Raw genomic sequence first — 23,855 nt, 5'->3', positions numbered from 1 at the left:
CCTTTTTACTTGAAAGCTATTGCGAAACCTAGGTATTCAGCACCGAGCCTCCATTGGGGTGAATAGCTTGCCCGCTGATGTAGGAAGCATCTTCCGACGCTAAGAACACATAAGCCGGGGCCACTTCCGAGGGCTGACCAGGGCGCTTCATGGGCACATCCTTACCAAACTCAGCAACCTTATCCGGCGGGAAGCTAGCCGGGATGAGCGGCGTCCAGATGGGTCCAGGTGCCACGCTGTTAGCGCGGATCTTCTTCTCGGCCAATTGCTGCGCAATCGAGCGGATATACGCTGTGATAGCGCCTTTCGTGGCCGTATAATCTACCAGTTGCTGGTTGCCTTTGTACGCATTTACCGACGACGTCGCAATGATGGAGTCGCCCTCGCCCATGTGCTTGAGAGCAGCTTTTACCACGTACACCATCGGAAAGAAGTTCACCTTGAAGGTATCCTCGAATTGCTCGTCGGGCAGCTCCGATACATCCGTGCTGACGAACTGCTCAGCGGCATTGCTCACCACAATATTGAGCTTACCTAGCTCATCAATCGTGCGTTGCACAATATCCTCGCAGAATTGCTTATCGCGCAAATCACCCGAAATCGTGATGCAGCGGCGACCTTCAGCTTCTACTAGTTGGCGCGTGTCGTACGCGTCTTGCTCTTCCTCGGGCTTGTAAGTGATGGTAACGTCGGCGCCTTCGCGGGCGAAGTGCACGGCTACCGCCCGGCCAATCCCAGAGTCGCCGCCGGTGATGAGGGCTACTTTATCTTTTAGCTTGTCGCTGCCTTTATAATTGGAACGGATGTACTCCGGTTGGGGCGTCATCTCCTGCTCAATCCCGGGCTGCTGGTCTTGGGCCTGTGGGGGCAGTGAGGTTGGTTTGTTTTCCATAGCAAGTAGGTCGTTTTAAGTTGTTGGTAAAACGGGTCATGAGGTGTAGGGTTATTGTTCAGCCGCTCCGTCCTTCCCTCTACCTCTTCAGCTATATCGTACTTAATCGATTGACTTTTAATATAATAACACGTACCAAACAAGGCATAATCTAGTCAGAATGTTTGACTCAGGTTAAACCAAACAGCGCAACCCCAACCAGTCGGCTGCCGGTCCGACGCCCTAGGCGTCAGACCGGTTGTCGGCAGAACATGACACCAAAACGATCTGCGCGCCCCTAGCTTATGCAGACGACACCAGACAGCAACCGGTCGGACGCCTAGGGCGTCGGACCGGCAGCCGGCTTAGCGGTAAGCAAGAAAGCCAGCCGGAGCAATGTACTCCGACTGGCTTCCTTGCTTACCGCTAACCTAGCTATGAGGTTAGTGCTTAATAACTTTAAACGTCTCGGTAGTACCGGCCGCCTCTACTTTGATCAGGTAGATACCTGCTTTGAGCTTGCTACCAGCGGCGTATTCTTCGCGGGCGGTGCCGCTTTCCACTTCCTTACCTACCTGGTCGAAGATGCGGTACGTGAAAGCACCTGGCGTTTTGATGCGCATAGCACCCGACGTTGGGTTCGGGAACACGCTAATAACTGATCCTACTTTTGTAGCCGACCGGGTACCAGTCACGATGTCGCCAGCCAGAATGATATTGGGCGTGGGCGCAGCGGCCATGTCCGTACCTAGGTAGAAGCTAGGATGAGGAGGCTGGTTGTAGGCCGAGTTTTCGTGGGCCACCGCCACCCGGTACTGCGGATCGTGCATGAGCGTGTAAATACGCTTATCGGTCAGGTCGGTGGTAGTGTACAGCAGCAGCTGCGTGTTGTCGCGGTTGCGTAGCAAGATTTCCTCGCGCCAGTCGCCCAAGATATCGGCCGTCACGCAGGGGTTAGCCTTGGTCGTGTTGTTGGTTTGACCGTCGCCGTTTTCGGGCAAGCTAGGCGTCAGCAGGCGCGTGAGGGAGTTGCTGGTGTAGTTCCATTTTTCCAAGCGCACGGTGCTGGAGTTGGAGGTTGCGTTATAAGCGGCATCCAGCAGCTCGCGCGACAAGTCACCGTCCCACCACACGGCGAAGTTGATCGTCGGGCGGGTGGTCCCGATCTGTATCCCCTTGCAGTTGTACAGGCCGCCCGTCGAGCCCCAGCACTCGTAGCCTTTGTAGCGCGGGTCGATGTCGGCGGCTAGGCCCCGGCCAATGTCGCCGGTACCTTGCACTCCCCAAATAGGCTGGCCTGTTTTAGCATTCCGGAATTCTAAAGCATAGTTACCATACCGGGCAGGTTCTTCGTGCGGCTGCCACACTTCCTGCTCGGGCGTGTCGGGGTCCATATCGCTCATGTGCAAGGCGTCGCCGTGACCTAGGCCATTGGAATAGTAACCAGTTCCATCATCATTGATGGCGCTGGCGCCGTTTATTATTTCGTCTTTGCCGTCGCCGTCCACATCGCCAACGGTTAGCTGGTGATTGCCCATACCGGCATAGCTGCCGTTGCCTGCGTTGTTACTGTCGAACACCCACCGGCGGCTGAGCTGGCCATTGCGCCAATCCCAGGCCACCCGCACCAAACGTGTGTAGTAGCCGCGCCCCATGATTAGGCTAGGCCGCTTGCCATCTACGTACGCCACCGTCGAGATGAAACGGTCAACGCGGTTGCCGTAGTTGTCGCCCCAGCTCGTTACGGTGCCGCGCTCCGGCACAAAATCGTTGGTGGCCATAGCAGCGCCCGTTTGGCCGTTGAAGATGGTCAGGAACTCGGGGCCGCTCAGCACGTAGCCGCTCGTGTTGCGGTAGTCGGCGGTGGCGCTGCCAATGAGCGTGCCCTTGCCGTCGATGGTGCCATCGGCGGTGCGGCAGGCTAGCTCCGCTTTGCCGTCGCTATCCAGATCATACACAATAAACTGGGTGTAGTGCGCGCCGGCCCGAATGTTCTTTCCTAGGTCGATGCGCCATAAGCGCGTGCCATCCAGCTCGTAAGCATCTAGGTACACGTTGCCCGTGTAGCCCGATTGGGAGTTGTCTTTCGAATTCGAAGGGTCCCACTTCAGCACGATTTCATACTGCCCGTCGCCATCTAAGTCACCCACACTGGCATCGTTGGCGCTATAGGTGTAGGCCACGCCATCGGGTGTGGTGCCCCCGGCGGGCGCCTGAATCGGGATGCTCATAAACTGCTTACCCCACACGCTAGCCACCTCCGTGGAAGGCTGCTCAACGCCGTTGATGATGGCTCGCACGCTGTACGCCGTGGCGGCGGTGCCCGCATCATCTACGAAGTTGGTAGAGCCCGTGATGGGCGTCGTGTTCAGCTTCGTGCTGCCCCGGTACACGTTGAACGCGATGCCCGTTGGGTCCGTCCCGAACAGGCGCCAGCCCACGTACACTTGGCTGGCGCTGGTACGTACGGCCACGACGCCGCGGTTTAGGCGCTCCATATACTTCTGCGCTTGTGCCATCGGCGCGGAGGCTACCAAGAGGCTAGCGCCGAGCGCAAGCGAGGCCCATCGGCTTGGGATGCTTTGCGCGGCTCGTTTTAGCCAACGGTGAATCGGCCGCTGGCGTGGCGAGCCGGGCAGCGAGGGTAAGGTTCTGGTCATGTTTGGGTAGGAATGTGGATTGAAGAACTTGGCTCCAAACAACTAAACCCAGCCCCGGCAGCTGTACTGTACTGTGCTGTATTCCTAGTATTTGCTGAAATCTTGTTCACAGCCCGAATCCCGGCCCAAACCGCACATCCATCCGTTGTGGCAGCAGCTGCCAGCGAAGTGGTTACCTACCTAGCTTTCTCGCGCTAACGGGCCGAATGCCCGAGGCATTCGGCCTAGGCTTCCTCTATAGCTTGCCGATCCCAGCCCACTGGGTCACGACTGCCTTCACTTCGGGCGTCTTGGTCATGACGGTAGCGTAGGCATACGGCAGCGCCAAGGTGCAGGTAGAGGTTGTGGGCTGGCTGCCTTTGCAGGCGGCGTAGTAGTTGTCGGCCGCATCCCAGTTGCCGGGCTGGGCGCTGTTCTTGGTAGTGATGGGGTCTTTTGTGTCTTCGAAATAGTTCTTCTCCACCTTCAGGCAGGCGCCCATGCGGCTGTTTACGCCGGTGCCGTACACGTGCTTATAGTAGTTATTGAACACGTGCCCGGTGCCGAAGCGGTACACCGGCACCCGCTCCGTGATATTATAATAATAGTTGTGGTGGAAGGTCACTTTTCGGTCGGCATTGTCTTTATCAGAGCTGCCGATGAGGTGACACTTGTGGTGGTCGTGGAAGTAGCACCAGGAGATGGTGATGTACGCGCTGTTGCCCTTGGCATCAATGAGCCCGTCGTAGAGGTCCTGGTTGGGCTGGGCCACGGGGTCTAGGTTGAACAGCTCGCAGTGGTCAACCCAAACGTTGGTGCTGCCATTCTGAATGGTGATGCAGTCCCCGTCGTTCAGGGCTACTTGCTGGCGCCCCTCGTCGTTGGTTTGGGTGTTGGTCACCGTCGACATGGTTAGCTTCAGGTTCTGCACAATGATGTTGTGCTGCCCACTAATGTTCAGCCCCACCCCTTCCAGAAAAGCCGTCGAGCCCACCCCGAGCAGTGTTTTGTTCGATTTCACGTTGATCGAGGCACCCTGCGCACCACCCGAAATCTTACCGGTAATCCTGATAATCAACGGGTCATTGCTCTTGGCGTAGCTGGTTAGCTCGGCTAACGTAGTGGCCGTCACGGTTCGTCCACCTGCACCACCCTTGGTGCCGCCATTTTGGGTAGCGAAGCCCACTGCGCTAAAGTCCGGTTTGGCAGCAAGCGCCGTAGTCTCCTTGCTTTCAGATGAATAGCTAGGTACTTTTCCCACAAAAGCCGCTAACACGCTTACCGCAGCCCCGCATACAACGGCCTTCGCTACGCCTCTTTTTCCTTTTTCAACCAGTGATTTCAAGCTTACTCTTCGTTTCATGTATACTCATTTAGCGTCGTAAACGGCCTTGGAGACTTACTTCGTACAAAGCCAGAAGCTAGGTCGATCCATTCTGATGAAGCCAAGCTGGCTCCGAAGCACTACTTAGCACGCTGTACCTAGGCCCTACTGCACCAGAAAGCCTACCCGCTTGCGCGAGTAGGCTTTGAGATTAAGCGTTTTATGCTGCTCCACTTACTGCTTTATCACTTTCGTGGTAAGGCGCGCCGCGCCGCCAGTGTACACCAGCAGGTAGTTGCCATGCGCCAGTCCTTGGAGCGACACCGACGTTTGCTGCGTACCTAGGTCGCTGGCAAACTCCGCAACCTTCTTGCCTTCGAAGCTATAAACCAGAACCTTGGCTCCACGAACGGCGACGGGGTGCGCTACGGTGAGCTGCTCGCGGGCTGGGTTCGGGTACGCTACCAAAGCCCCGATCTGGGTGGTTTGAACGGCCACGCCGGTCACAACGGAGCCAATGGTATTGAGGTAGTTTTCCAGCATGGTGTAGCCGTTGGTGCCGCGCACATTACGGTCAGAGGGGTCGTTGGGGTTAAGCTGCTGGCTCAACTCCCAGGCGTCGGGCATGCCGTCGTGGTCGGTGTCGGTGGGCGCGGGGGCCGAGTTCAACACCGGCCAAGCACCCACCGTCTGGGCGTAAGGCGTGCCGTGCGGAAAGCCGCCCTGTACGTCGATGATGGCTCCCGTGCGGTTGCGCACATCCTGCACAATGCGCTGGTCTAGCGGGTCGCGCTTTGGCAAGGTAGCGCCAGCGCCTTGCAGCACCGCTTCGTAGGCTTCAGTAGCGCTTTGGGTAGGAAAGTCAAGAACAGTAAAAGGCGTTGCGACCTTTGACAAAACGGTGTCGGCCCGCGTGCCGCCGTTCATTACGACACCTAGCCAGTTTTGCTTAGTCACGGTCGGCGAGCCATCCACGTAGTTGCCCGTCAGGTAGTACTTGCCATAAGGCAACACCGGCGAAGAGTTCTGCTTGTACGGGTTCAGCACCTCCGAGCGGATACTTACGCCCCCCGAGCTGCCCGTAGAAGTAGAAGGTCCGTATTTATAGTAGTTGTTGACGATGTTGTAGTTGCCGCCCTCGCCTCCGTTTGTGTTGTAGGAGCCCCAGTTGTAGAGCACGTTGTTGCGGAAGTCAGCGTTTTCCTGGCCTGCGGTGTTTGGCGCTAGGTTACGGCTGCCATCAAAACGCGGCACGCGGCCCAGGCAATGAGCCAGCAGATTGTGGTGGAAAGAAGCATGACGCCCGCCCCAAATACCCCCGTAGCCGTGGCGCTCAAAATCAGTATCGCCGGTTTCGAAATGGTACGAGTAGTTTAGGGGCTCGCTGATGATGTTCCACTGCAGCGTGGTGCTGTCGCCGCGGTACACGGTGCAGGCCTCGTCGCTCGACCAGCTCATGGTGCAATGATCCACAATAAGGCTCGTCCGGCTGAGCGCCCCGAACGCGTCGTCGCTGCCGCTGCCATCTACCATGCCCTTGTTCTGGTTTTTGTCGCCCATCCGAAACCGGATGTAACGCACAATCACGTTGTTGGCCCCCACACTCACGGGGTAATCAGCCAAACAAATACCGTCGCCGGGCGCCGTTTGGCCCGCCACGGTGGTGTTGGCGCGGTTGAAGCTAAGCGGGGAAAGTAGGTGAATGGTGCCCGACACCCGAAACACTACGGTGCGGTACAGCACCGACGAGTTCTGCGTCACGGCGTAGCGCAAGCTCCCGGGACTCGTATCGTCGTTCAGGTTCGTCACTTCGTACACGGTAGTAGCCACCGCAGGCGTGCCGCGGCCACCAGAGGTGTATTTACCGGCTCCTTCCGCACCCGGAAAAGCAATTAGTCGCTGAGCCTGAATCGGCGCGCACAACCCTAGCATACCTAGGACGCTACCAGCCAGCAACGGCTTAGTGAAGCGAATGAAACGAGAGATGAGCGTAGCCGTTCTTAGCATCGTGTAAGGGGTTTGGGTGGGTTGGATAAAGGGTTTGCGGGAGGCGAGCTGTCGTTTGCAAGTGCGCGGAAGCATCACGAGTATAATCGTAACGAAATCTAATGCGTGAGGACGACAGTAGCGCTTATTTATTATCGCAATCGTTGCCGGGAACGTTGTCAACAATAATACGCAAGCCGTACCCTTCAGCTTGGTCACAGCGAATGATTATCAGCTTATTGCCTCCTAGCTATTCATTCTCCAAGCCTTAGTGCATCTTGCTGCTTATTACGTCTGTCCGCTTTCATGTCAATTACCATTTCTAGCGCACCGTCTCCGCTTCGCGCCCGAATTGCTACGGCCGTTTTCTTCTTCGTATCGGGCTTTGGGTTTTCCACCTGGGCCTCACGCATACCCACGATTCAGCAGCACCTAGGGCTCAACGAAGCCCAGCTCGGGGGCGTCTTGCTGGCCCTGCCGGCTGGCCTGATGCTCACGCTACCCGTCACCGGTGTGCTGCTCCAGCGCCACAGCAGCCGCAACATCATGCTGGTGGGAGCTATTCTCTACAACCTGATGCTCGGTACCCTAGGGTTCGTGGCGCATACCTGGCAGCTTGTGCTGGTACTATTTTGCTTTGGCTGCTCCCGCAACCTGCTGAACATCTCCGTGAATGCGCAATCGGTGGGGGTGCAGGGCTTGTATAGTCGTCCCATCCTGGCCACCTTCCACGGCGTGTGGAGCGTGGCAGGATTTGCCGCCGCGGGCGTAAGTGCGTTGCTTATTCCGGCCAACGTGTCGTTGCCCTACCACATGGTCATCGTGAGCGTTCTGCTGACGGCCGTGGCGTTTAGCTTCTTCTCGGGCACCCTGACTTTGCAGCCAAAACCGCAGGCGCAAAAAACCGGCTTTGCCCTCCCCGACAAGACGCTGCTACGCTTTGGCGCCATTGCGTTCACCTCTATGGCCTGCGAGGGGACGATGTATGATTGGAGCAGCATCTACTTCGCTAAGGCCGTGCACGCCCCCAAGGAATTAGTGGCGGCAGGTTACACCGCCTACATGGTGGCCATGACGACTGGGCGCTTCTCCGGCGACTGGCTCGTGAGCCGGCTCGGCATCCGGAACATGCTGCGCTACAGTGGGTTCCTCATGAGCCTAGGTCTGTTGCTAGCCGCCTTGTTTCCGATGGTTATTCCGTCGGGGCTAGGGTTTGTGATGGTTGGCTTGGGTGTTTCCTGCGTGGTGCCGCTGGTATTTGGCATGGCTGGCAAATCATCGAACCTAGGTAGCGGCTCGGCTATTGCGGCGGTGTCTACCGTGGGGTATTTCGGCTTTCTGATTGTGCCGCCAGTGGTAGGTTTTGTTGCAGAAGCGGCTAGCCTGCGCTGGTCCTTGGGGCTCATGTCGGTGTTGGGCGCGGTGATGATGGGCATGGTGTGGCGCCTAAAAGAACCGACCTAGCACCTAACTCTCCACGTTGCCGCCTTGCGTTGGTTCCCGCAGAGGGCGCAGAGCATTACCGTTAAGCACTACGCCCCAGCTCTCCTCCGTTCGGAAGTGGGCTGGGGCGTTTGTTTTCTTCGCTTGGAACGGCTACTTCTTCACGGTGCGGTTACCGTCTTCGTCGATTTTGATCTTCGTGCCATCGGCTCGCTTGATTTTCACTTCGTTCGGGTGGTCTTCATCGCGCTTAATTTTGGCACCGTTCGCGTATTTAACCTTGCGGCCATCATCGGAAATCTTGTCGATGGCAGGACCGCGCCGCCTGTGAGGAGCAGCGCCCGAGGCAGTACTCGCCGTGTACGGCCCATTGTAGTACGCGTCGCGGTTCGATTCGTACGCGCTGTATTGCTGCGGATTATTCAGGGCCGTTTTTACCTGGGCCGCCGTGTTGTCGTTGATGGTGCGCAACGCCGCGTATTGCCCTGTGGTGTCGGAGGCGTACTGCTTACGAGCCGCCGCGAGCTGGCGGGCGCGCTCATAGTGTGCTTCCCGCACCTGCGCTACCGCGGCAGTATCAGTCAGGTTAGCGTCGGAGGCTATCTGCTCGGCAATGCGGTCGGCTTCTACGCGGTACGTCGAATCCATCATGTCTTTTACCTCTGCCGCCGTGGGGTCGGTGGTAGCAGGTGCCGTGGCGGGCTGGGTTTCGGTTGTGACGGCAGCCGGTTTATCTTGGGAGCACGCCGTCAATAGCAAGCCGGCAGCGCAGGAAAGCAACAAGGTCTTTTTCATCTTACATCCGGTTCTTTAAAGAGCAAAAACAACCTGTGGTCGTAGAGGCCGCTCTACGGTGGAGCTAGGTATATAGTTTCTGCTGCGGATTTAATCGGACCTAGCTCCTTAGGCAAGCTGGCAGTGCGTTGCCAGAAGAAAATAGCACTTGAGTTCAGTCAATTCGCTAATATTACAGCAAACTAATACAAGTGCTTCCCGTTACCCTAAAACCTTATGAATCAGCAACCATCCGGTGCTTTTATTGCCGCATCTTGGGTCGCCTTACTTGCGGGCGCTGTTAGCTACAACGTGGGCCTGTGGAACGCGCAAATGCCGCTGAACGAGAAAGGCTACTACTTCACGGTGTTGATGTACGGGTTGTTCTCGGCCGTTTCGGTGCAAAAAAGCGTGCGCGACCGGATGGAAGGCATTCCCGTCACGAACCTCTACTACGGCATTAGCTGGGTTTCCACCCTGCTCGCCATTATGCTACTGGTGGTTGGCTTATGGAATGCCACCCTCACGCTCAGTGAGAAGGGCTTCTACGGCATGTCGTTCTTACTCAGCTTATTCGCCGCCATTGCCGTGCAGAAAAACACGCGGGACGCGCAAAGCTCGGGGCGTACGCCACAAAGCTAGCTTAGTGCCGTGCTGACCAAATGCAAAACAGCCGCTCTTCGGAGCGGCTGTTTTGCTTACACTAGTTTCAGAATTACTCGCGTCCGCCGGTCAAACGCCTAGCCTCTAGCCGCGCCGCTTGGTAGCTGGCTGAGCTTTCGTCGCCACTCCGCTTGGAGTAGCTAGGCTATTCAGATACGCTTCCAACATGGTGTAGCCATCTGTACCTAGCTTACTGCGGTCGGCCGCGTCCTTGGGGTTGAGCTTGTGCGCCGTTTCCCAAGCGTCGGGCATACCGTCGTGGTCGGTATCGGTGGGCGAGGCTAGCGACTTCAGTACCGGCCACGCCTTTTGCGACTCACTATAGGGCGTGCCGTGCGGGAAGCCACCCTGCACATCAATCAGGCCTCCCGTGCGGTTACGCACGTCGTTGATGATGCGCTGGTCTACGGCGTCGCGCTTCGGCAGGCTTGCCCCTACGCTTTGCAGCACTGCTTCGTAGGCTTCGGTAGCGCTTTGGGTAGTCACGGCACCTAGGTCAAAGGGCGCTTCCACCTTCGACAGCGCCGTATCGGCGGGGCTGCCAGCGTTCATCACTACCCCCGACCAGTTACGGCGGCTCACGGCCGGCGAGCCATCCACGTAGTTGCCCGTCAGGTAGAACTTGCCGTACGGCAACGGATTTTTACCCGTGGTAAGCTTATACGGATTCAGTATTTGGGCCTTTACTTTCTCGTTGGTCGAAGGGCCAGGCTTGTAGTAGTTATTGACAATGTTGTAGTTGCCGCCCTCGCCCGCATACACGTTGTTCTGACCCCAATCGTAGATGACGTTGTTGCGGAAGTCACAATTCTCGAAGCCCGCCGGGTGGGTGTAGCGGCTGCCGTTCCAGCGCGGTGTGCGGTTGTTGCAGTGGGCAAATAGGTTGTGGTGCATGGAAGAATGCTGCCCACCCCAGATGCCGCCAAAGCCGTGATGTTCAAAGTCTTTGTCGCCTTCTTCGAAGTGGTACGAGTAGTTCAGCGGCTCGCTCATCAGGTTCCACTGCAAGGTAGTGCTGTCGCCCTCGTACACCGAAAACGTCTCGTCGGTGCTCCAACTCATAGTGCAATGATCCACGATGAGGCGGTTGTTGCGCGTGCCGCCAAAAGCGTCATCGCCGCCAGCTCCGTCTACCATGCCTTTGTTCTGGTTTTTGTCGCCCATCCGGAAACGGATGTAGCGCACAATCACGTTGTTAGCGTGGATGTTCACCGGGTAATCGGCTAGGCAGATGCCGTCGCCGGGTGCCGTTTGGCCCGCAATGGTGATGTTGGACTTCGAGATAGTCAGCGGCGAATTCAGGTGAATCGTGCCCGACACCCGAAACACCACCGTTCGATGCGTCACCGCCGATTTCTGACTTACCGCGTAGCGCAAGCTGCCGGGGTTGGTGTCGTCATTTAAGTTCGTGACCTCAAATACGGTGGTAGGAACAGCACTTGTGCCGCGCCCACCGGTAGTAAAGCGCCCTGCGCCTTCAGCCCCAGGAAAAGCGAGCTGCTGCGCCCAGCTAGGGGAACTCACGGCTGCAAGCGCTACAGCCAGCAGAGCAGCCCATTGCCGAGGCTTCCGGTTAGTGGTCGTAGTTGAATCTGAAAGGCAATACATAAAGCGGGTGGTTTTGAGGGGAGTAGTCAAGAGTAGGCATCATCTCATCTAATGCAGCCTTGATACTACCGAAAAACCCAACTACGTGTCCGCGCCCCTAGGCTATTTCTTTATGCAAACGTTGCCAAAACCAGTTTCTAGTCGCATCTGTAAGGTGGAAGCTAACCTAACGAGGCGAAGGTGCTGAGGTGACACGCAAGTAAGCCAGCAAATCGGCAATGGAATGATGCTCGTGCGCTTGCCCGGCTAGGTGGCTGACCCAACGGCCCGAGCTAGCCTGCTCACGCAATTCCACGCGAAGCCCAGTCCCCGGTTCAGTCGTCAGCTTAAAGCCTTCACGCTGAAGGGCACGTTGCGTCCAGAAAGCGAGCGGACCGCTACCGTCCAAGTGCACCGCACGCGCACCGGGCTCGTGGATGACAAACGTACCAGTGGCCTGGTCGAAGGCGAGGCCGTCGCGGGCAAAGGCCGCTTCAAACGTGCCGCTGAGCACCAGGTCTTCGGGGACGCCTGTATGCAGTTGTCCCTGGCCGTGCATGAGCCACACATAGTCAGCCGCCTGCAAAGCTAAGTCGAGCTCGTGGGTTGAAAGCAGGATAGCTTTCCGCGTTTGACGAGCCAGCTGGTGCAGCAAACGCATGAGCTGCACCCGGTTGGGCAGGTCGAGGTGAGCCGTGGGCTCATCGAGCAGAATCACGGGCGTATCCTGGGCGAGGGCGCGGGCGAGCATCACCTTCTGTCGCTCCCCGTCGCTGAGCGTTGCCACCCGGCGAGCCGCGAACTGGGCCGTATTGGTCGACGCTAAAGCTTCTTGTATCACGGTATGATCGTGCGCGGAAAGGTTGCCGAGCCATCCCGTGTGCGGGTAGCGACCTAGGGCCACCAACTCCTGTACCGTTAGGTTGCCAGCCTCCACGCGGTCAGTGAGTACGATGCTGAGCTTGCGGGCTAGCTCGGCCGCAGCTAGGTGCTGGGTATCAACTTGCTCAATCTGCACATGGCCCCCGAGGGGCGGCTGCAAGCCCGCCAGCGTGCGCATCAGCGTCGATTTGCCGGCCCCGTTCGGCCCAAGCAAACACACCAAGTCGCCTGGCTGCAAAGCTAGGTCTAGTGGTCCGGCCACGTGCCGTCGCTCCGTCCGACTAAGCTTGTAGCCAATGACCAGCGCCTGCGTTTCCAATAAGGGAGGAGGTGCCATCATCAGGAAAAGGAAGAGCGTACGAGGGTCCGGCGCAGCGTAACCCAGATAACGACCGGCGCCCCTACCAGCGCCGTGATAATATTGATTGGCAAAGCCGTTGAGCTGCCCGGCAGCTGCGCCAGACAGTCGCATAGCAACGTCAGGCCCGCACCCACTAGGCAAGCGCCCGGAATCAGCAAGCGGTGGTCGGCAGTGTTGAGCAGGGCGCGGGTCAGGTGCGGCACGGCGATACCGACAAAGCCGATCGGTCCGCAGAAAGCCGTAATGCTGCCCGCCAGCAGACTAGTGCTAGCAATGATGAGCAGCCGCGCGCGACCCACCGTCAGGCCCATACTACGAGCATAGTTCTCCCCTAACAGTAAAGCATTAAGCGGCTTCGAAGAGGCAAAAGCTAACACCAACCCCACCAGAACTACTCCCGCTAATACGGCTAAGTGCGGCCCCGTAACGCCACCCAACGAGCCAAACGTCCACAGCAAGTACTCTTGGATCTGCTCTGGAGCGCTGAAGTATTGCCAGATACTGACAATGGAAAGGGTGATGTTGCCGATCATCACCCCCACAATAAGCATCACCACGTTGTCGCGCACGCGGGCCGAAATGGCGAGTACCAGCAAGAGCACCAGGGCGGCACCTAGGGTAGCGGCTAGCACAATAAGCCAGCTTCCCCCAAGCCCAAGCTGCTGAATGGCGTAGAGGCTGGCCGCGCTGCCCGCCGATAGCATCACCAGCGCCACCCCGAGCCCAGCCCCCGCCGTAATGCCCAGCACCGACGGTCCCGCCAACGGGTTGCGAAACAACGTCTGCATCTGCAAGCCACTGACCGCGAGGCCACAGCCTACCAGCACCGCCGTAATAGCCTTAGGCACCCGGATTTTGGCGACAATAAAATCCCAGGCTATGGTGCCGCTGCTTTTCCCCAGCAGCACATCGGCCACCGCGGGCAGCGGGATGCGCACCGAACCAAGGGCAATATCCAGCATAAAGGCTAGCCCGACCAATCCTACTAACCCTACCAGCAGCAAGCGCCGGCGGCGTGCCAGGCGGCGGCCGTGCGCCACCGGCTCAGCCGTCAATGTGTTCATCACTTTAGTTGCTTATAGTACACCAGCTCGTGCTGCGGCAGGAGCTCTGGGTGCAAAATCTTAATAAGGTCCGCCAGAATTACTTCCGGATGTACTGCGCCGGACTCCCAATAATCATTGGAGCCATGGCCGTCGGTGCGCTTGTTGTTATTGTACACCGCTCCCGTTTTGAAGGGCTGAAAATCGGCGTAGCGGGCGTCCTGGGCCAGGATTTCGGCTTTGGTATTGGCCGTGCCGGTGTTCACCCAGCAGTCGGCCGTGAGGGCCACGGGGTACACGGCTTCGAAGGCCAAGGCTAGGCTGCCGGCGGCGCGCTCTTGGTCCCAGTGGTAGGCCCCACCGGCGTCGCGGAAGAACTGCGCCGTGTAGCTTTCCCCATCGGGCATGTACCAGGTGTCCTTGAACGGCAACCCCGTGAGCACCTGCGGCCGCTTGGTTACCCGCCGCGTTAGAGCCGTGAGACGCTGATATTCTGCTTCTACTTTGGCAAATTTCTGATTAACAACGGCTTCTTTGTTGAGCAAGGTGGCCAGTAGCTTCACCCATTCGGCGCGGGCTAGGGGTGTTGTCTCTACCCACTCCGAGTTTACCATCACGGGCACGCCCGCGGCGGCTAGGGTATGAAAACGCTCCACCGGGGCGCCGGGGCTGCCCATGGTCATCACCAGATCGGGGTGCTGGGCAATCAGCTGCTCTTCGTTGAGGGAGTTTTCGCCAAACGCTTTGATCTTTCCTTCGGCAATGCGCTTGCGCACCGCGGGTGCCGAGGCGTATTGCAGGCTACCTAGCCCCACGAGCACGTCATCGGCATTGAGAAAGTCGGCCAGCGCTATGTGCATGGACGAGGTGCCTACCAGCGTTCGAATGGGGGTTTCGATAACCGAGCTGCTGCCATAGCCAGCTGGCCGCGACTGACCGCGCGGCACGAGCACGTAGCAGGCCGTGTCGGTGTGGTCCTTGAAAGGATTTAGGATCTTGACAATCTTGTAGTTGCCGACGTACTGAATCGTAAAGCCTTTGGCGTACTTGATAGTCGTTTGTTGCGACGCACCAGCGACTTGCTCCTGCGGAGTAGCTGTTGGCGGTGCTGCCTTTTCGGGCGTTGGTTGCGAGCAACTCGCCAGCAGGTTTGCGCAATGCATAGCTAGGCTCAAGCCTAACCACCGCCAACCAGCAGGAAATACAAAGGATAAGCCGCCGGGCATCCGGCGGGTAGCGGGGTTCTTCATGGTTGACAAGCCTTTCTTCCGAAAGCTGTAACGGGCTGGCGCAAAGGCAGGTCTTCTGACTTCCCCTCGGCCGACGGCCTTCCCACTCCCGTGCGGAAGCAGTGGCCTGGTCGTGTCGGCCGCATTGGTACGGGGTTACAGCAGCGGAGACTGTTCCGGATTCGCACCGGATTCCCTTTTCGGGCCGCCACCGATGTATTCGGCGCAGCCACCTTTGCTGGCGGTAAAGGTAGCTGAAATAAAATGGGAGGTGTCGCCGCTGGTGCGTTGCTCCGCGCCAGACCTAGCTCTTCGCCATCACTTTAAAGTAAAGCAAGCCGCTGATTCGTCTTCCGCAGTAGCAGAAGCTGTACCTAGGTCGCCCCACCCTAAAGGCGCCTACCACAGCACAGCTCCCAACTCCTACCACCTTGGCAGCGTCGAACCAGCAAAGCATCATTGGGACCGTAAAACGATATGGCAAACAGCTGTTTGCTTTTATCCGCGGCCGTGTGGAAAGCGACGAAGACGCCGAAGATGTGCTGCAAGAAGTGTGGTATCAGTTCACGAGCCAATCGGAACTGGAAACCATTGAGCAGGTGAGCGGCTGGCTACACCGCGTGGCCCGCAACAAGATTGTCGACAAGTTTCGCAAGAAGCACGAAGACCGCCTCGACGATTACAGCTACGAGGACGAGGAGGGCGAGCTAAGCTTCCGCGAAATCCTGCTGGCGGAGGCACCCACCCCTGAGGAGGAAGATCTAAAACAGTTTTTTTGGGAGCAACTTTTTCAGGCTCTCGACGAGCTACCGGAAGCCCAGCGCTACGTTTTTGTGCAAAACGAGCTAGAAGACCGCACTTTGCAAGAAATTGCGGACGAGGTCGGCGTTGGTATCAAAACCATCATTTCACGGAAAGGCTATGCCGTGGCCCACCTACGCAAGCGGCTGGCCAACTTATACCATGAATTTCTCAACTACTAACTAGCCTCGCTCATGCCTTTCTCTAACCAGCCGCGAGGCCCCCGGGGCCGCTTCTTTTTCTTTCCGTTGGTCGGGGCTGCCCTGGCCTTGGTGCTGGGTGGCGTAGTGATGAGCTTGTGGAACGCCATCTTGCCGGCAGCCGTGCATGCGGGCCGGCTCAGCTACTGGCAGGGCGTAGGCCTGCTGGTGCTGTGTCGTATTTTGTTTGGCTCGTTCGGACCGCGAGCAGGCTGGGGCGCCAGGCGGCAGGGTTGGGGCCGCGGCCGCGAGAAGTGGATGCAAATGAGCGACGAAGAGCGACGCCGCTTTCGGTCGCAGTGGTGGGAGCGGCATCAGCACCGCCGGGGTGGCCGCCCGCGCCAGGATTAGCCGCCGGCGGAAGCACCTAGGTAAGTGGGCTTTGCTTGATCAAACCCTAACTTTCTAAAATTCTTAAAAATTTCTGCCGGAGTTTAGAGTAAAACACACAAGCCGTTCGACTTCCAGAGAAATACCCTTTCTCACTAACGAACAGGCATATGAAATCCATCCTTCGCGCAGTTGGCATTGGCTTACTCGCTGGCACACTGCTTTTTTTCTTCCCTTTCTTCTTCCGGTTCTTACTGTTTGTCGGACTGCTCAGCTTGCTAGTACGCCTCATTACGGGCGGCTGGCGTGGCCGTCGTTTTGGGCGACGCGGACGGTGGGCTAGCTACGCTCCTTTTCCCTTTGCGCCTGTGCCCATCGATGGGCAGTGGTACCGCGCGCCCATCGCTGGTAATGGCCCTGTTAGTCATGTGCAAGTTGCTTAGTACGGCGGCTTTACTCCTTTCACCCTTTTCTCCCCTACCATCATGCGAATTGCCCGCGTAACCATTGCCATTGTTGTGGCACTAGCCACCTTTTTCAGCCTGAGCGCTTTAGCTCGGCATCGCCGCTTCGGGTGGGACGACACCTCAAGAGGCTATTTCGGGGGAAGGCACGGCGGCTGGCGCACTTGCGCCAGTGATGTCTACGGTAGTCGCTACCCCAACCGGAACATAACGCCGCCTGCTGCGCCACCCACTAGGCCACTTGCGCCGAACCCAACTACTGACGCACAGCAACCGCAGTAAGCTAGGTCCTTCCTTTTTATCAATCCTTTCTTAACTACCTCAAATCATGTACAATCAACAAGCAAATCGAGCAGAAGCAGAACAACAATTTCATGGCGACCCACGCGGCCGCGGTTACAGTTGCGGCCACGGGCGGCGCTGGGGCTGGGGTCGGCACCGGCACGGCGGTTGGCCAGCCGGAAGACTCCAACTGGTACCCGTCAACATCGAAGACGCGGAGGACCGCTACGTTTTGTCGCTCTTTGCGGCCGGCCTGGTAAAAGACAACTTTGCATTGACCGTGAAAGACGACGTGTTGACCATCGCCTACCAAGGTCCCGAAGAGCCAGCGGATGCGGCGGCAACCAGCGCTTACTACACACGCCGCGAGTTCCGCAATGCTTCTTTTGAGCGCTCTTTCCAACTCAATGGCAAGGTAGTACCAGCCGACATCACAGCGCAGTACACCGACGGAATTCTGACAGTAATTCTGCCGAAAAACCCTGCTACTACGCAGCCGGCCCAGGCCATCAAAGTAAGCTAGCCCGCCGGTAAAGTCGCAAGCAGAACCACCACCTAGCTTCTATAACATTGCCTGACAAGCAGTTGATGGCGTAGTTTTTGTTCCCTTTGGCATAGGAGGCTCACTTACCCTCCGCTACTTTTCTTGCGTATTTACTACGAAAATCGGGTGGGGTATTCCAGCGAGGACCCATTAGGCTTTGCCCGCCTGACGTACCAGCGAGGCCTCCGCAAAGGAGATGAGCTACGGTCCCTGCTTGGTCATACGACCCGGCTGATTGCTCGTCGTGGCGACGGACGCTTGTTAATTGACCAGCGCCTGATGACACCCTTCACCCCCGATGAGCAGCATTTTGTGATGCAGGAATGGTTGCCTCTCACGATTCTTGAGGGCGGCTACCGCTTCGGAGCGGTTATTTTGGCGCAGGATGTGTTTGCCCGGCTTGCTACTGCAACGGTAGTAACGGCCGTACGCAATCTGCCCATGACTTACCGCTATTTCGACACGGAATCCCAGGCTATTGCTTGGCTGACTACCACTTAAACCCTTGATTATCCAACAGTAAGAAGCAAAATATAAGTATAGCTATAAAGCTCAGGAAGCGGCACATGATTTGTATAACAGGCCTCGAATAATACAACTATATTCGTAGCTTATGCCTAAGTCATACTTTACCGCTTTCCCGTCGGACCTGCCGGCGGATGAACTTACCGCCCGCCGCCAACGACAGCGATATGCTGAGTGGGGCTTATCTGTTGCTACCATGAGCGGCAATCCGCCTGCTCCTGCCGTCATAGAAAACCTTCAGGCTTATATCAACGGCGAAATCCAGATTGAGGACCTAGCTCGCATGGATGCCGATGATCAGGCGCTGCCCTCGCCAGCTTACCTAGCGACGCTCAGCCGCCACCGTTTGAAGCAGCACTAAATTCTTGCTTATACTTCCTGTAAATGCAAACGCCTCTCCATTCAGGAGAGGCGTTTGCATTTACAGGAAGCGGAGTAGCTCAAGCACCTAGCTCCGCTCTGATGCTGCGGAGCCGCTGGTCAGAGGCGCTACTGGATTCCTGCACTGTGCTTTATAGCCATCGTTTAGGCTCACGAGTTACTGTGGACCAAGTGAAAATCTAGTGGCAGCCGCTGATCTACACAGGTAAGCTAAAAGACCTGATTATCATCAAAGCGAAAAGCCGGACGATATCCGGCTTCTTACTGCTATTCACCAACCTAGGTCGTATTGCGTCGAGCAAGACCTAGCGGGACTTGTATTCTTTCTGCAAGGTTTTCATCTCCATTGCCAATTCCTCTAGCCTCTTAACCAGCGCTTTGGCCCTGACGCCGTACGGTTTATGACAATCCGTCCAGTCTAGGAATTGCTGCAACTCCATTTTACCATATTTTACCATTGTAGCGGCATTCTCTAAAAACGTTTCTTCGGGCTCCATAGCATCGCTTAATATCTCTCCAATAAGGATACAACGACGCCCTGGCAAAAAATTCACCAGGTTCTCACAGATAAGACACTCACAAGAAATTTATAAAAAATAATATTCTATATAGGATGTGAGCACCTAGGCTATGTCGATTAGTAGGGGTTCATCTTTTTGCTAAGTGAATCAATGATGCACTAGCGCATTTATTTACTTAAAATACTATTTAACAACAACTTACCAACTGCATAAAATAGAAGCTAATAATTTGCTTATATATTTAGTAAATAGGCAAATATTTTTAGTAATTTATGGCTCGAAAACGTCGCCAATGATGTTCTATATTCTGTAAACTAACTTCTGCTCCCATGTTAGAGATGATGATTACCAAGAAGATCGGTAACCGTAGCTACCACTTCAATGCCACTGGCACCGATTTGCACGAACTGCTCACCGAGCACGAAAAACTGAGCTTTCCCGATGTGCCAGCGTGCGGCCTGTGTGGCTCTGTGAACTTGCGCCTGACCAGCCGTGTGGCCCAGGATAAGTTCAAGTACTGCGACATCAAATGTGACGACTGCTTTGGCTCCGTAACCTTCGGTCGCCGCCAAGATGATGACAAGGTGTACTTCCTCCGCAAAAAAGAAGGCGGCAAACCTGGCCAGCTCGATTGGATCAAGTACGAGCCCAACATTACGGTGGCGCCTGCCGCGGCTACCACGACTAAACGCTAATAAGCCTAGCTTTTTCAGAAAGCCGCCCACAAGGGCGGCTTTCTTGCTTTACGGGCGGACCGACTGCCAGCTAACCTAGTTGCCATTCGCCCGTTTTTGCGCCCATTCGACCGCTAGAATTACCGTTCACCCTAAAGCGTATTTTCTCGGCTGATAGCAGGAGCTAGGTTTGGACCATCAATCACCTAAACACTTGGTCAGATGAACCTTCTTGCTACCCTCCGTGCCCTGTTCGTTGTGCTTGTGCTGTTCAGCCAGGTACTCACTGTGCAAGCCACACCGCGGGCTGATCAGCCCGCCGCCCACCCTAGCTTTACCGTACAGGTAGCAGGCAAAGGCAAGCCGATGATTCTCATTCCGGGCCTGACGTGTCCCGGCGCCGTGTGGGACGAAACGGTGGCGCACTACCAGAAGCAGTACCAGTGTCACATCATCTCGCTGGCGGGCTTTGGTGGGCAGCCGGCCCAAACACCGGTGTCGGAGCACTTCCTGCAAGATGTACGCGACCAGCTACTCGCCTACATTCACGCGCAGAAGCTCACCAAGCCCGTGGTTGTCGGGCATAGCTTAGGTGGGTTCATGGCTCTGTGGATGAGCACCGCGGAACCCACAGCCATCGGCCCGCTGGTGATTGTGGATTCATTGCCTTTCCTCTCGGCTGTCCAAAATCCTAGCCTTACCGCTGATCAAGCCAAACCCATGGCGGAGGGTATGCGCCAGCAGATGCAGCAAGGCAAGAGAAGCCTTGCTGGGGCTCGGCAAATGTCGGCCGCGCTGATTACCGACACCGCCCGCATCAGCCAAGCGACACGCTGGAGTGTGGCTTCCGACCCCGCCACTGTTGGCCAGGCCATGTACGATATGAGCACGACCGACTTACGCCAAGATATTGCTCGCATTCAGCAGCCTGCGCTTGTGCTAGGTGCTTGGGCCGCTTACAAAGACTACGGCTCGACGAAGGAAAGCACCCGCGCCATCTTCGAGCAGCAATACACTAAGCTTCCCCAGCATCACGTGGAAATGTCGGAAGCCGGCAAGCACTTCCTGATGTGGGATGATACGCAGTGGTTTTTCGCCCAGGCAGATGCCTTTTTGAAGCAGAACAGCGTGGCGAAGAAGTAATACTTATTTTGACCACACCAGCTCACGGCCCGGCAGCCTAGGTTCTCGGTCCGTGAGCTGGCACTTCACTTCAAGAAACGAATTACCAAGCATTTGCCACACCACTACCTAGCTCTCTATGGTCTCTGAACAGGAATTTGCGGCGCTGAAGCTGGAGCTATCGGTGAAGGCTAAGAACGGCATCGACTTCATCGTGGCGGCTAGCATCATTTGGGCGGTCATTACTTTCGTCTGGACGCTGCCTAACTCGCCGGCTTACAACAGCTTCATCACGTTTTTTGTGGGCGGCGCTATGTTGCCCCTGGCTTGGATGCTGTCGAAAGTGTTCCGCACGACTTGGAAGCTGCCGCACAATCCGCTTCAACCCCTAGGTTTGTGGCTGAACTTCGCGCAGCTGTTCTACTTCCCGTTCCTTATGTTCATTTACAGCAAGTATCCCCAGTACTTTATCATGACCTACGGCATTATCACGGGGGCGCACTTCTTCCCGTATGCCTGGTTTTATAATGCTAGGCCGTTTGCTGTTATGGCGGGCGTTATTCCGGTGGGTTGTTTGGTACTTGGCTTGCGCGTCGCTGTTGCTAATCTGTATTTGATTCCGACTTTTATCGTGTGCGCACTCCTGCTGTTAAGCGGTTTACTGCTTCGCTCCTACCGTCAGAACAAGCAGGCTTATACCTTGGCCAGCAGCACCCTTTCGCTAACTACCGCCTGATTAAGCCAGCGCCATGTTTTCTTACGCCTCCGTACCTGCTCCTAGTCGTCTGTATTGGCGTGCGCAGCTCCTTGGCTGGCTCCTGTACGCCATCTTCAACCTCGCTTTGTTCATCGGCTTCGGTCAATTCACACGCGACTCGGTGCTTATTACCGTGGTCATTGTGTTGCCTTTGCTGGCTCTTACGCATGGGCTGCGCTACCACATCAAGGCCAATGGCTGGGAGAGGCTTGCACCACTGCCACTCCTTAGCCGATTGCTGCTCATCAACTTACTGCTGTCAGTTGTAAGTCAGCTTATTATTTGGGCACTTATTATTTGGTTGGTACGCCCCGTCGGCGATGGCCAACCGCACGGTTGGGGGCAGTTTATTGGTTACGCTCTGAACGTCAATTTTGTGCTGTGGCTTTGGGAAGGCTTTTACTTTGGTTGGCATTACCTGCGCAGCTACAAGCAGGCTGAAGTCGATAAGTGGAAGCTAGCGGCCGCCGTGCGCGAGGCCGAAATGCGCACGCTCAAAGCCCAGATCAATCCGCATTTTATGTTCAACGGCTTGAACAACATCCGGGCACTGGTAATGGAAGACCCGAGCCGCGCCCGCCAGATGATTACGCATCTATCTGATTTACTGCGCTATTCTATTCAACTCAACAGCACCGAGCAAGTACCGCTTGCCCGCGAACTGGAAATTGTGGAGCACTACCTGGAGCTAGAAGCTGTGCAGCTCGAAGAGCGCCTTGCCTACTCGCTCGACGTCGATAAAGTGGCGCTGCCCACGCTTATTCCGCCCATGACGCTGCAACTGCTCGTGGAGAATGCCATCAAGCACGGCATCGCGCCCCGACCCGATGGTGGCGCCATCACCCTCACGGCGCGCGCCAACCTAGGTACCCAGTTGCTCTACATCACGGTGCGCAACACGGGCCACTATGCGCCCAAGCCGGGCCACGAAGGGGTTGGCTTGCGCAATGCCCAGGAGCGCCTGCATTTGCTGTATGGCAAGCACGTGCAACTCGTTATCGGCAACGACCCGGTGGTACCGGCGACAGTGCTGGCCGAATTGCGCCTGCCGCTTACTCCGCACACGCAGTCGCCGCCAACCGAACCTAGCTTTACGTCCACTTCTTCCACTCTTCCCTTCCCGACCGCATGAACGCTTTGCTGGTTGACGACTCCCGCCTAGCGCGCATCGAGCTGCGCCACTTGCTCCAGAGCTTTCCCGATATAACCGTTGTAGGTGAAGCCAAAAACATCACCGAAGCCCGCGCTCAAATTGAGCAGCAGCGCCCCGACTTACTCTTCTTAGACATTCAGATGCCGGGTGGCAATGGCTTTGACTTGCTAGAATCGCTCGACGCGGCGCCGCACGTCATATTCACCACCGCTTACCTCGACTATGCCTTGCAAGCGTTTGAAGTCAACGCCTTGGACTATTTGCTCAAGCCCATCCAGGAAGTGCGCTTGGCGGCGGCCGTTGAGAAAGCGCGTCAGCAGCAGCTAGCTAGGTTGGCGGCTCCCGCTCCACAGCCCGCGGAAGTAGGCCCGCCGTTGGCCGCCTCCGATCAGGTGTTTGTGAAAGACGGCGAACGGTGCTGGTTTGTGCGCCTAGAAAATATTAAGCTGTTTGAAATCAATGGCAGCTACACCCAAATCTACTTCGAGCAGCACCGCCCGCTGATTCCGCGCACCTTGCAGCACCTAGAAGCGCGCCTCGACTCGAAGGTGTTTTTCCGTGCCAACCGCCAGCAGATCATCAACCTGAAGTGGATCGACAGCATCGAGCCGTGGTTCAGCAACACCCTCAAGATCAAGCTCAAGGACGGACCCGAGGTCGAAGTTTCGCGCAAGCAGTCGGTGCTGTTTCGCGAGATGATGAGCTTATAGTTCTGCTCGTTTGGCGTACCACGTAGCGCAGCCGGCCCTAAGGTCGGCTGTTTGCTTGTAGAAGAAGCAACCGAAAAGCTAGGTTCTGCATCTGTCAGGAGCAAGCGTCGCAGGTCGTGCGGAAATGGCCGAGTTTATTGTAATTCTGCCAGCGTCTTTCTAACTCGAAGCAGATAAGCTCCCGGCGGCTTTATGGCTCTTGCGTTTTACCTGTGTTATCACCGTTAGCAATGCGGCCTCCTACGCTGCCGTTCGGCTTTCTGCTTTACCCGTGCCATGAGGGTTGTTAGGTTACTTATTCTATTGATTTTTCTTACGTTAGCTAGCCATATAGGCTGGGCGCAAGCCCCGTCGAAGCCACCACCCGCTCCCGAGCCCGAGTCGGTGCAGGTACGCGTGGCACTGCCAACGGTGGTGGGCGTAGCCAGCGACTATGTAGGGGCGCTATTTTCCAGAGAAAAGCGGCAGACGCTGTTGAAGCAGAAACGCTCCCGCACCGGCAACCCCGTTCTGATTCTGGATGTGCCTTCTGCGCCCGGGCGCTGGCTAGAGCGCAACTTTGGGCGCGACACGCCCTAGCGCAGCAACT

Annotated in this window: 25 protein-coding genes and 1 riboswitch; of the genes, 15 read left to right on the top strand and 10 right to left on the bottom strand. The window is 56.7% G+C overall.

What is annotated here, in order from left to right; genetic code table 11:
- Nucleotides 1-28 precede the first annotated feature (28 nt).
- From SD425_RS01960 to SD425_RS01945, 4 genes are all read right to left on the bottom strand, one after another.
- Nucleotides 29-892 (bottom strand): SDR family oxidoreductase, encoded by an 864-nt coding sequence (locus tag SD425_RS01960; RefSeq protein ID WP_324674866.1) that lies wholly within the window; start codon nucleotides 890-892, stop codon nucleotides 29-31.
- A gap of 422 nt (nucleotides 893-1,314) precedes the next feature.
- Nucleotides 1,315-3,531 (bottom strand): T9SS type A sorting domain-containing protein, encoded by a 2,217-nt coding sequence (locus tag SD425_RS01955; RefSeq protein WP_324674864.1) that lies wholly within the window; start codon nucleotides 3,529-3,531, stop codon nucleotides 1,315-1,317.
- Nucleotides 3,532-3,766: 235 nt separating this feature from the next.
- The gene (locus SD425_RS01950; protein ID WP_324674862.1) at nucleotides 3,767-4,873 is read right to left on the bottom strand and encodes a hypothetical protein; all 1,107 of its coding nucleotides are present in this window, start codon (nucleotides 4,871-4,873) and stop codon (nucleotides 3,767-3,769) included.
- A 195-nt stretch (nucleotides 4,874-5,068) separates the two neighbouring features.
- Nucleotides 5,069-6,916 carry a T9SS type A sorting domain-containing protein gene (locus SD425_RS01945; protein ID WP_324674860.1) on the bottom strand — a complete coding sequence of 616 codons (1,848 nt, stop codon included), beginning with the start codon at nucleotides 6,914-6,916 and terminating at the stop codon, nucleotides 5,069-5,071.
- Between the two features lie 210 nt (nucleotides 6,917-7,126).
- Here SD425_RS01945 and SD425_RS01940 point away from each other — a divergent pair, with 210 nt between their 5' ends.
- Nucleotides 7,127-8,284, top strand: coding sequence for an MFS transporter (locus SD425_RS01940; protein ID WP_324674858.1), 1,158 nt, complete (start codon nucleotides 7,127-7,129; stop codon nucleotides 8,282-8,284).
- A gap of 132 nt (nucleotides 8,285-8,416) precedes the next feature.
- On the opposite strand, the gene SD425_RS01935 is transcribed toward SD425_RS01940, so the two are convergent.
- Nucleotides 8,417-9,058: a hypothetical protein gene (locus tag SD425_RS01935; protein ID WP_324674856.1), complete on the bottom strand. Its 642-nt coding sequence runs from the start codon at nucleotides 9,056-9,058 to the stop codon at nucleotides 8,417-8,419.
- 216 nt (nucleotides 9,059-9,274) lie between these two features.
- On the opposite strand from SD425_RS01935, the gene yiaA reads away from it, so the two are divergent.
- On the top strand, nucleotides 9,275-9,679 hold the full coding sequence (gene yiaA, locus SD425_RS01930) for an inner membrane protein YiaA (RefSeq protein WP_324674854.1): 405 nt from the start codon (nucleotides 9,275-9,277) through the stop codon (nucleotides 9,677-9,679).
- Nucleotides 9,680-9,784: 105 nt separating this feature from the next.
- Here yiaA and SD425_RS01925 read toward each other — a convergent pair whose 3' ends face one another.
- From SD425_RS01925 to SD425_RS01910, 4 genes are all read right to left on the bottom strand, one after another.
- The gene (locus SD425_RS01925) at nucleotides 9,785-11,308 is read right to left on the bottom strand and encodes a pectate lyase (protein ID WP_324674852.1); all 1,524 of its coding nucleotides are present in this window, start codon (nucleotides 11,306-11,308) and stop codon (nucleotides 9,785-9,787) included.
- A 166-nt stretch (nucleotides 11,309-11,474) separates the two neighbouring features.
- On the bottom strand, nucleotides 11,475-12,509 hold the full coding sequence (locus SD425_RS01920; protein WP_324674850.1) for an ABC transporter ATP-binding protein: 1,035 nt from the start codon (nucleotides 12,507-12,509) through the stop codon (nucleotides 11,475-11,477).
- A complete protein-coding gene (locus SD425_RS01915) occupies nucleotides 12,509-13,594 on the bottom strand; it encodes an iron ABC transporter permease (RefSeq protein WP_324674848.1) in 1,086 nt (361 codons plus the stop codon). The genes SD425_RS01920 and SD425_RS01915 overlap by 1 nt, the downstream gene beginning before the upstream one ends.
- A complete protein-coding gene (locus SD425_RS01910) occupies nucleotides 13,594-14,823 on the bottom strand; it encodes an ABC transporter substrate-binding protein (RefSeq protein WP_324674846.1) in 1,230 nt (409 codons plus the stop codon). Before SD425_RS01910 ends, SD425_RS01915 begins: the two co-directional genes overlap by 1 nt.
- 27 nt (nucleotides 14,824-14,850) lie before the next feature.
- Nucleotides 14,851-15,054, bottom strand: a riboswitch (cobalamin riboswitch).
- A gap of 179 nt (nucleotides 15,055-15,233) precedes the next feature.
- Here SD425_RS01910 and SD425_RS01905 point away from each other — a divergent pair.
- From SD425_RS01905 to SD425_RS01875, 7 genes are all read left to right on the top strand, one after another.
- Nucleotides 15,234-15,785 (top strand): sigma-70 family RNA polymerase sigma factor, encoded by a 552-nt coding sequence (locus SD425_RS01905; RefSeq protein ID WP_324674844.1) that lies wholly within the window; start codon nucleotides 15,234-15,236, stop codon nucleotides 15,783-15,785.
- Nucleotides 15,786-15,797: 12 nt separating this feature from the next.
- On the top strand, nucleotides 15,798-16,154 hold the full coding sequence (locus SD425_RS01900; RefSeq protein ID WP_324674842.1) for a hypothetical protein: 357 nt from the start codon (nucleotides 15,798-15,800) through the stop codon (nucleotides 16,152-16,154).
- Between the two features lie 149 nt (nucleotides 16,155-16,303).
- Nucleotides 16,304-16,576: a hypothetical protein gene (locus tag SD425_RS01895; RefSeq protein ID WP_324674840.1), complete on the top strand. Its 273-nt coding sequence runs from the start codon at nucleotides 16,304-16,306 to the stop codon at nucleotides 16,574-16,576.
- A gap of 42 nt (nucleotides 16,577-16,618) precedes the next feature.
- Nucleotides 16,619-16,879: a hypothetical protein gene (locus SD425_RS01890; protein WP_324674838.1), complete on the top strand. Its 261-nt coding sequence runs from the start codon at nucleotides 16,619-16,621 to the stop codon at nucleotides 16,877-16,879.
- Nucleotides 16,880-16,925: 46 nt separating this feature from the next.
- Nucleotides 16,926-17,402 (top strand): Hsp20/alpha crystallin family protein, encoded by a 477-nt coding sequence (locus SD425_RS01885; protein ID WP_324674836.1) that lies wholly within the window; start codon nucleotides 16,926-16,928, stop codon nucleotides 17,400-17,402.
- A gap of 123 nt (nucleotides 17,403-17,525) precedes the next feature.
- On the top strand, nucleotides 17,526-17,924 hold the full coding sequence (locus SD425_RS01880) for a hypothetical protein (protein WP_324674834.1): 399 nt from the start codon (nucleotides 17,526-17,528) through the stop codon (nucleotides 17,922-17,924).
- A gap of 112 nt (nucleotides 17,925-18,036) precedes the next feature.
- Nucleotides 18,037-18,309 (top strand): hypothetical protein, encoded by a 273-nt coding sequence (locus tag SD425_RS01875; protein WP_324674832.1) that lies wholly within the window; start codon nucleotides 18,037-18,039, stop codon nucleotides 18,307-18,309.
- 325 nt (nucleotides 18,310-18,634) lie between these two features.
- On the opposite strand, the gene SD425_RS01870 is transcribed toward SD425_RS01875, so the two are convergent.
- Complete coding sequence (locus SD425_RS01870; RefSeq protein WP_324674830.1) at nucleotides 18,635-18,826, bottom strand: hypothetical protein; 192 nt, start codon at nucleotides 18,824-18,826, stop codon at nucleotides 18,635-18,637.
- 353 nt (nucleotides 18,827-19,179) lie between these two features.
- Between SD425_RS01870 and SD425_RS01865 the strand changes: the two genes are divergently transcribed.
- The 6 genes from SD425_RS01865 to SD425_RS01840 all read left to right on the top strand — a co-directional run bounded on the left by SD425_RS01865 (nucleotide 19,180) and on the right by SD425_RS01840 (nucleotide 23,845).
- Nucleotides 19,180-19,545, top strand: coding sequence for a hypothetical protein (locus tag SD425_RS01865; protein WP_324674828.1), 366 nt, complete (start codon nucleotides 19,180-19,182; stop codon nucleotides 19,543-19,545).
- A gap of 201 nt (nucleotides 19,546-19,746) precedes the next feature.
- Entirely contained in the window at nucleotides 19,747-20,667 is a 921-nt protein-coding gene (locus tag SD425_RS01860; protein WP_324674826.1) for an alpha/beta hydrolase, read from the top strand.
- A 118-nt stretch (nucleotides 20,668-20,785) separates the two neighbouring features.
- A complete protein-coding gene (locus tag SD425_RS01855) occupies nucleotides 20,786-21,382 on the top strand; it encodes a DUF7010 family protein (RefSeq protein WP_324674824.1) in 597 nt (198 codons plus the stop codon).
- A gap of 13 nt (nucleotides 21,383-21,395) precedes the next feature.
- A complete protein-coding gene (locus SD425_RS01850; RefSeq protein ID WP_324674822.1) occupies nucleotides 21,396-22,535 on the top strand; it encodes a sensor histidine kinase in 1,140 nt (379 codons plus the stop codon).
- The gene (locus SD425_RS01845; RefSeq protein WP_324674820.1) at nucleotides 22,532-23,266 is read left to right on the top strand and encodes a LytTR family DNA-binding domain-containing protein; all 735 of its coding nucleotides are present in this window, start codon (nucleotides 22,532-22,534) and stop codon (nucleotides 23,264-23,266) included. Before SD425_RS01850 ends, SD425_RS01845 begins: the two co-directional genes overlap by 4 nt.
- A 303-nt stretch (nucleotides 23,267-23,569) precedes the next feature.
- Nucleotides 23,570-23,845, top strand: a complete 276-nt coding sequence (locus SD425_RS01840; RefSeq protein WP_324674818.1) for a hypothetical protein — start codon at nucleotides 23,570-23,572, stop codon at nucleotides 23,843-23,845.
- The last annotated feature ends 10 nt before the right edge of the window (nucleotides 23,846-23,855 follow it).

Origin of the sequence: Hymenobacter sp. GOD-10R (assembly GCF_035609205.1) — a bacterium.
Taxonomy (GTDB): domain Bacteria; phylum Bacteroidota; class Bacteroidia; order Cytophagales; family Hymenobacteraceae; genus Hymenobacter.
This window is presented reverse-complemented; position numbering and strand designations above follow the sequence as displayed.

Coding starts and splice junctions, on each gene's coding strand:
- SD425_RS01960 (WP_324674866.1), bottom strand. CDS start 892: ATGGAAAACAAACCAACCTCACTGCCCCCACAGGCCCAAGACCAGCAG.
- SD425_RS01955 (WP_324674864.1), bottom strand. CDS start 3,531: ATGACCAGAACCTTACCCTCGCTGCCCGGCTCGCCACGCCAGCGGCCG.
- SD425_RS01950 (WP_324674862.1), bottom strand. CDS start 4,873: ATGAAACGAAGAGTAAGCTTGAAATCACTGGTTGAAAAAGGAAAAAGA.
- SD425_RS01945 (WP_324674860.1), bottom strand. CDS start 6,916: ATGCTTCCGCGCACTTGCAAACGACAGCTCGCCTCCCGCAAACCCTTT.
- SD425_RS01940 (WP_324674858.1), top strand. CDS start 7,127: ATGTCAATTACCATTTCTAGCGCACCGTCTCCGCTTCGCGCCCGAATT.
- SD425_RS01935 (WP_324674856.1), bottom strand. CDS start 9,058: ATGAAAAAGACCTTGTTGCTTTCCTGCGCTGCCGGCTTGCTATTGACG.
- yiaA (WP_324674854.1), top strand. CDS start 9,275: ATGAATCAGCAACCATCCGGTGCTTTTATTGCCGCATCTTGGGTCGCC.
- SD425_RS01925 (WP_324674852.1), bottom strand. CDS start 11,308: ATGTATTGCCTTTCAGATTCAACTACGACCACTAACCGGAAGCCTCGG.
- SD425_RS01920 (WP_324674850.1), bottom strand. CDS start 12,509: ATGATGGCACCTCCTCCCTTATTGGAAACGCAGGCGCTGGTCATTGGC.
- SD425_RS01915 (WP_324674848.1), bottom strand. CDS start 13,594: ATGAACACATTGACGGCTGAGCCGGTGGCGCACGGCCGCCGCCTGGCA.
- SD425_RS01910 (WP_324674846.1), bottom strand. CDS start 14,823: ATGAAGAACCCCGCTACCCGCCGGATGCCCGGCGGCTTATCCTTTGTA.
- SD425_RS01900 (WP_324674842.1), top strand. CDS start 15,798: ATGCCTTTCTCTAACCAGCCGCGAGGCCCCCGGGGCCGCTTCTTTTTC.
- SD425_RS01895 (WP_324674840.1), top strand. CDS start 16,304: ATGAAATCCATCCTTCGCGCAGTTGGCATTGGCTTACTCGCTGGCACA.
- SD425_RS01890 (WP_324674838.1), top strand. CDS start 16,619: ATGCGAATTGCCCGCGTAACCATTGCCATTGTTGTGGCACTAGCCACC.
- SD425_RS01885 (WP_324674836.1), top strand. CDS start 16,926: ATGTACAATCAACAAGCAAATCGAGCAGAAGCAGAACAACAATTTCAT.
- SD425_RS01875 (WP_324674832.1), top strand. CDS start 18,037: ATGCCTAAGTCATACTTTACCGCTTTCCCGTCGGACCTGCCGGCGGAT.
- SD425_RS01870 (WP_324674830.1), bottom strand. CDS start 18,826: ATGGAGCCCGAAGAAACGTTTTTAGAGAATGCCGCTACAATGGTAAAA.
- SD425_RS01865 (WP_324674828.1), top strand. CDS start 19,180: ATGTTAGAGATGATGATTACCAAGAAGATCGGTAACCGTAGCTACCAC.
- SD425_RS01860 (WP_324674826.1), top strand. CDS start 19,747: ATGAACCTTCTTGCTACCCTCCGTGCCCTGTTCGTTGTGCTTGTGCTG.
- SD425_RS01855 (WP_324674824.1), top strand. CDS start 20,786: ATGGTCTCTGAACAGGAATTTGCGGCGCTGAAGCTGGAGCTATCGGTG.
- SD425_RS01850 (WP_324674822.1), top strand. CDS start 21,396: ATGTTTTCTTACGCCTCCGTACCTGCTCCTAGTCGTCTGTATTGGCGT.
- SD425_RS01845 (WP_324674820.1), top strand. CDS start 22,532: ATGAACGCTTTGCTGGTTGACGACTCCCGCCTAGCGCGCATCGAGCTG.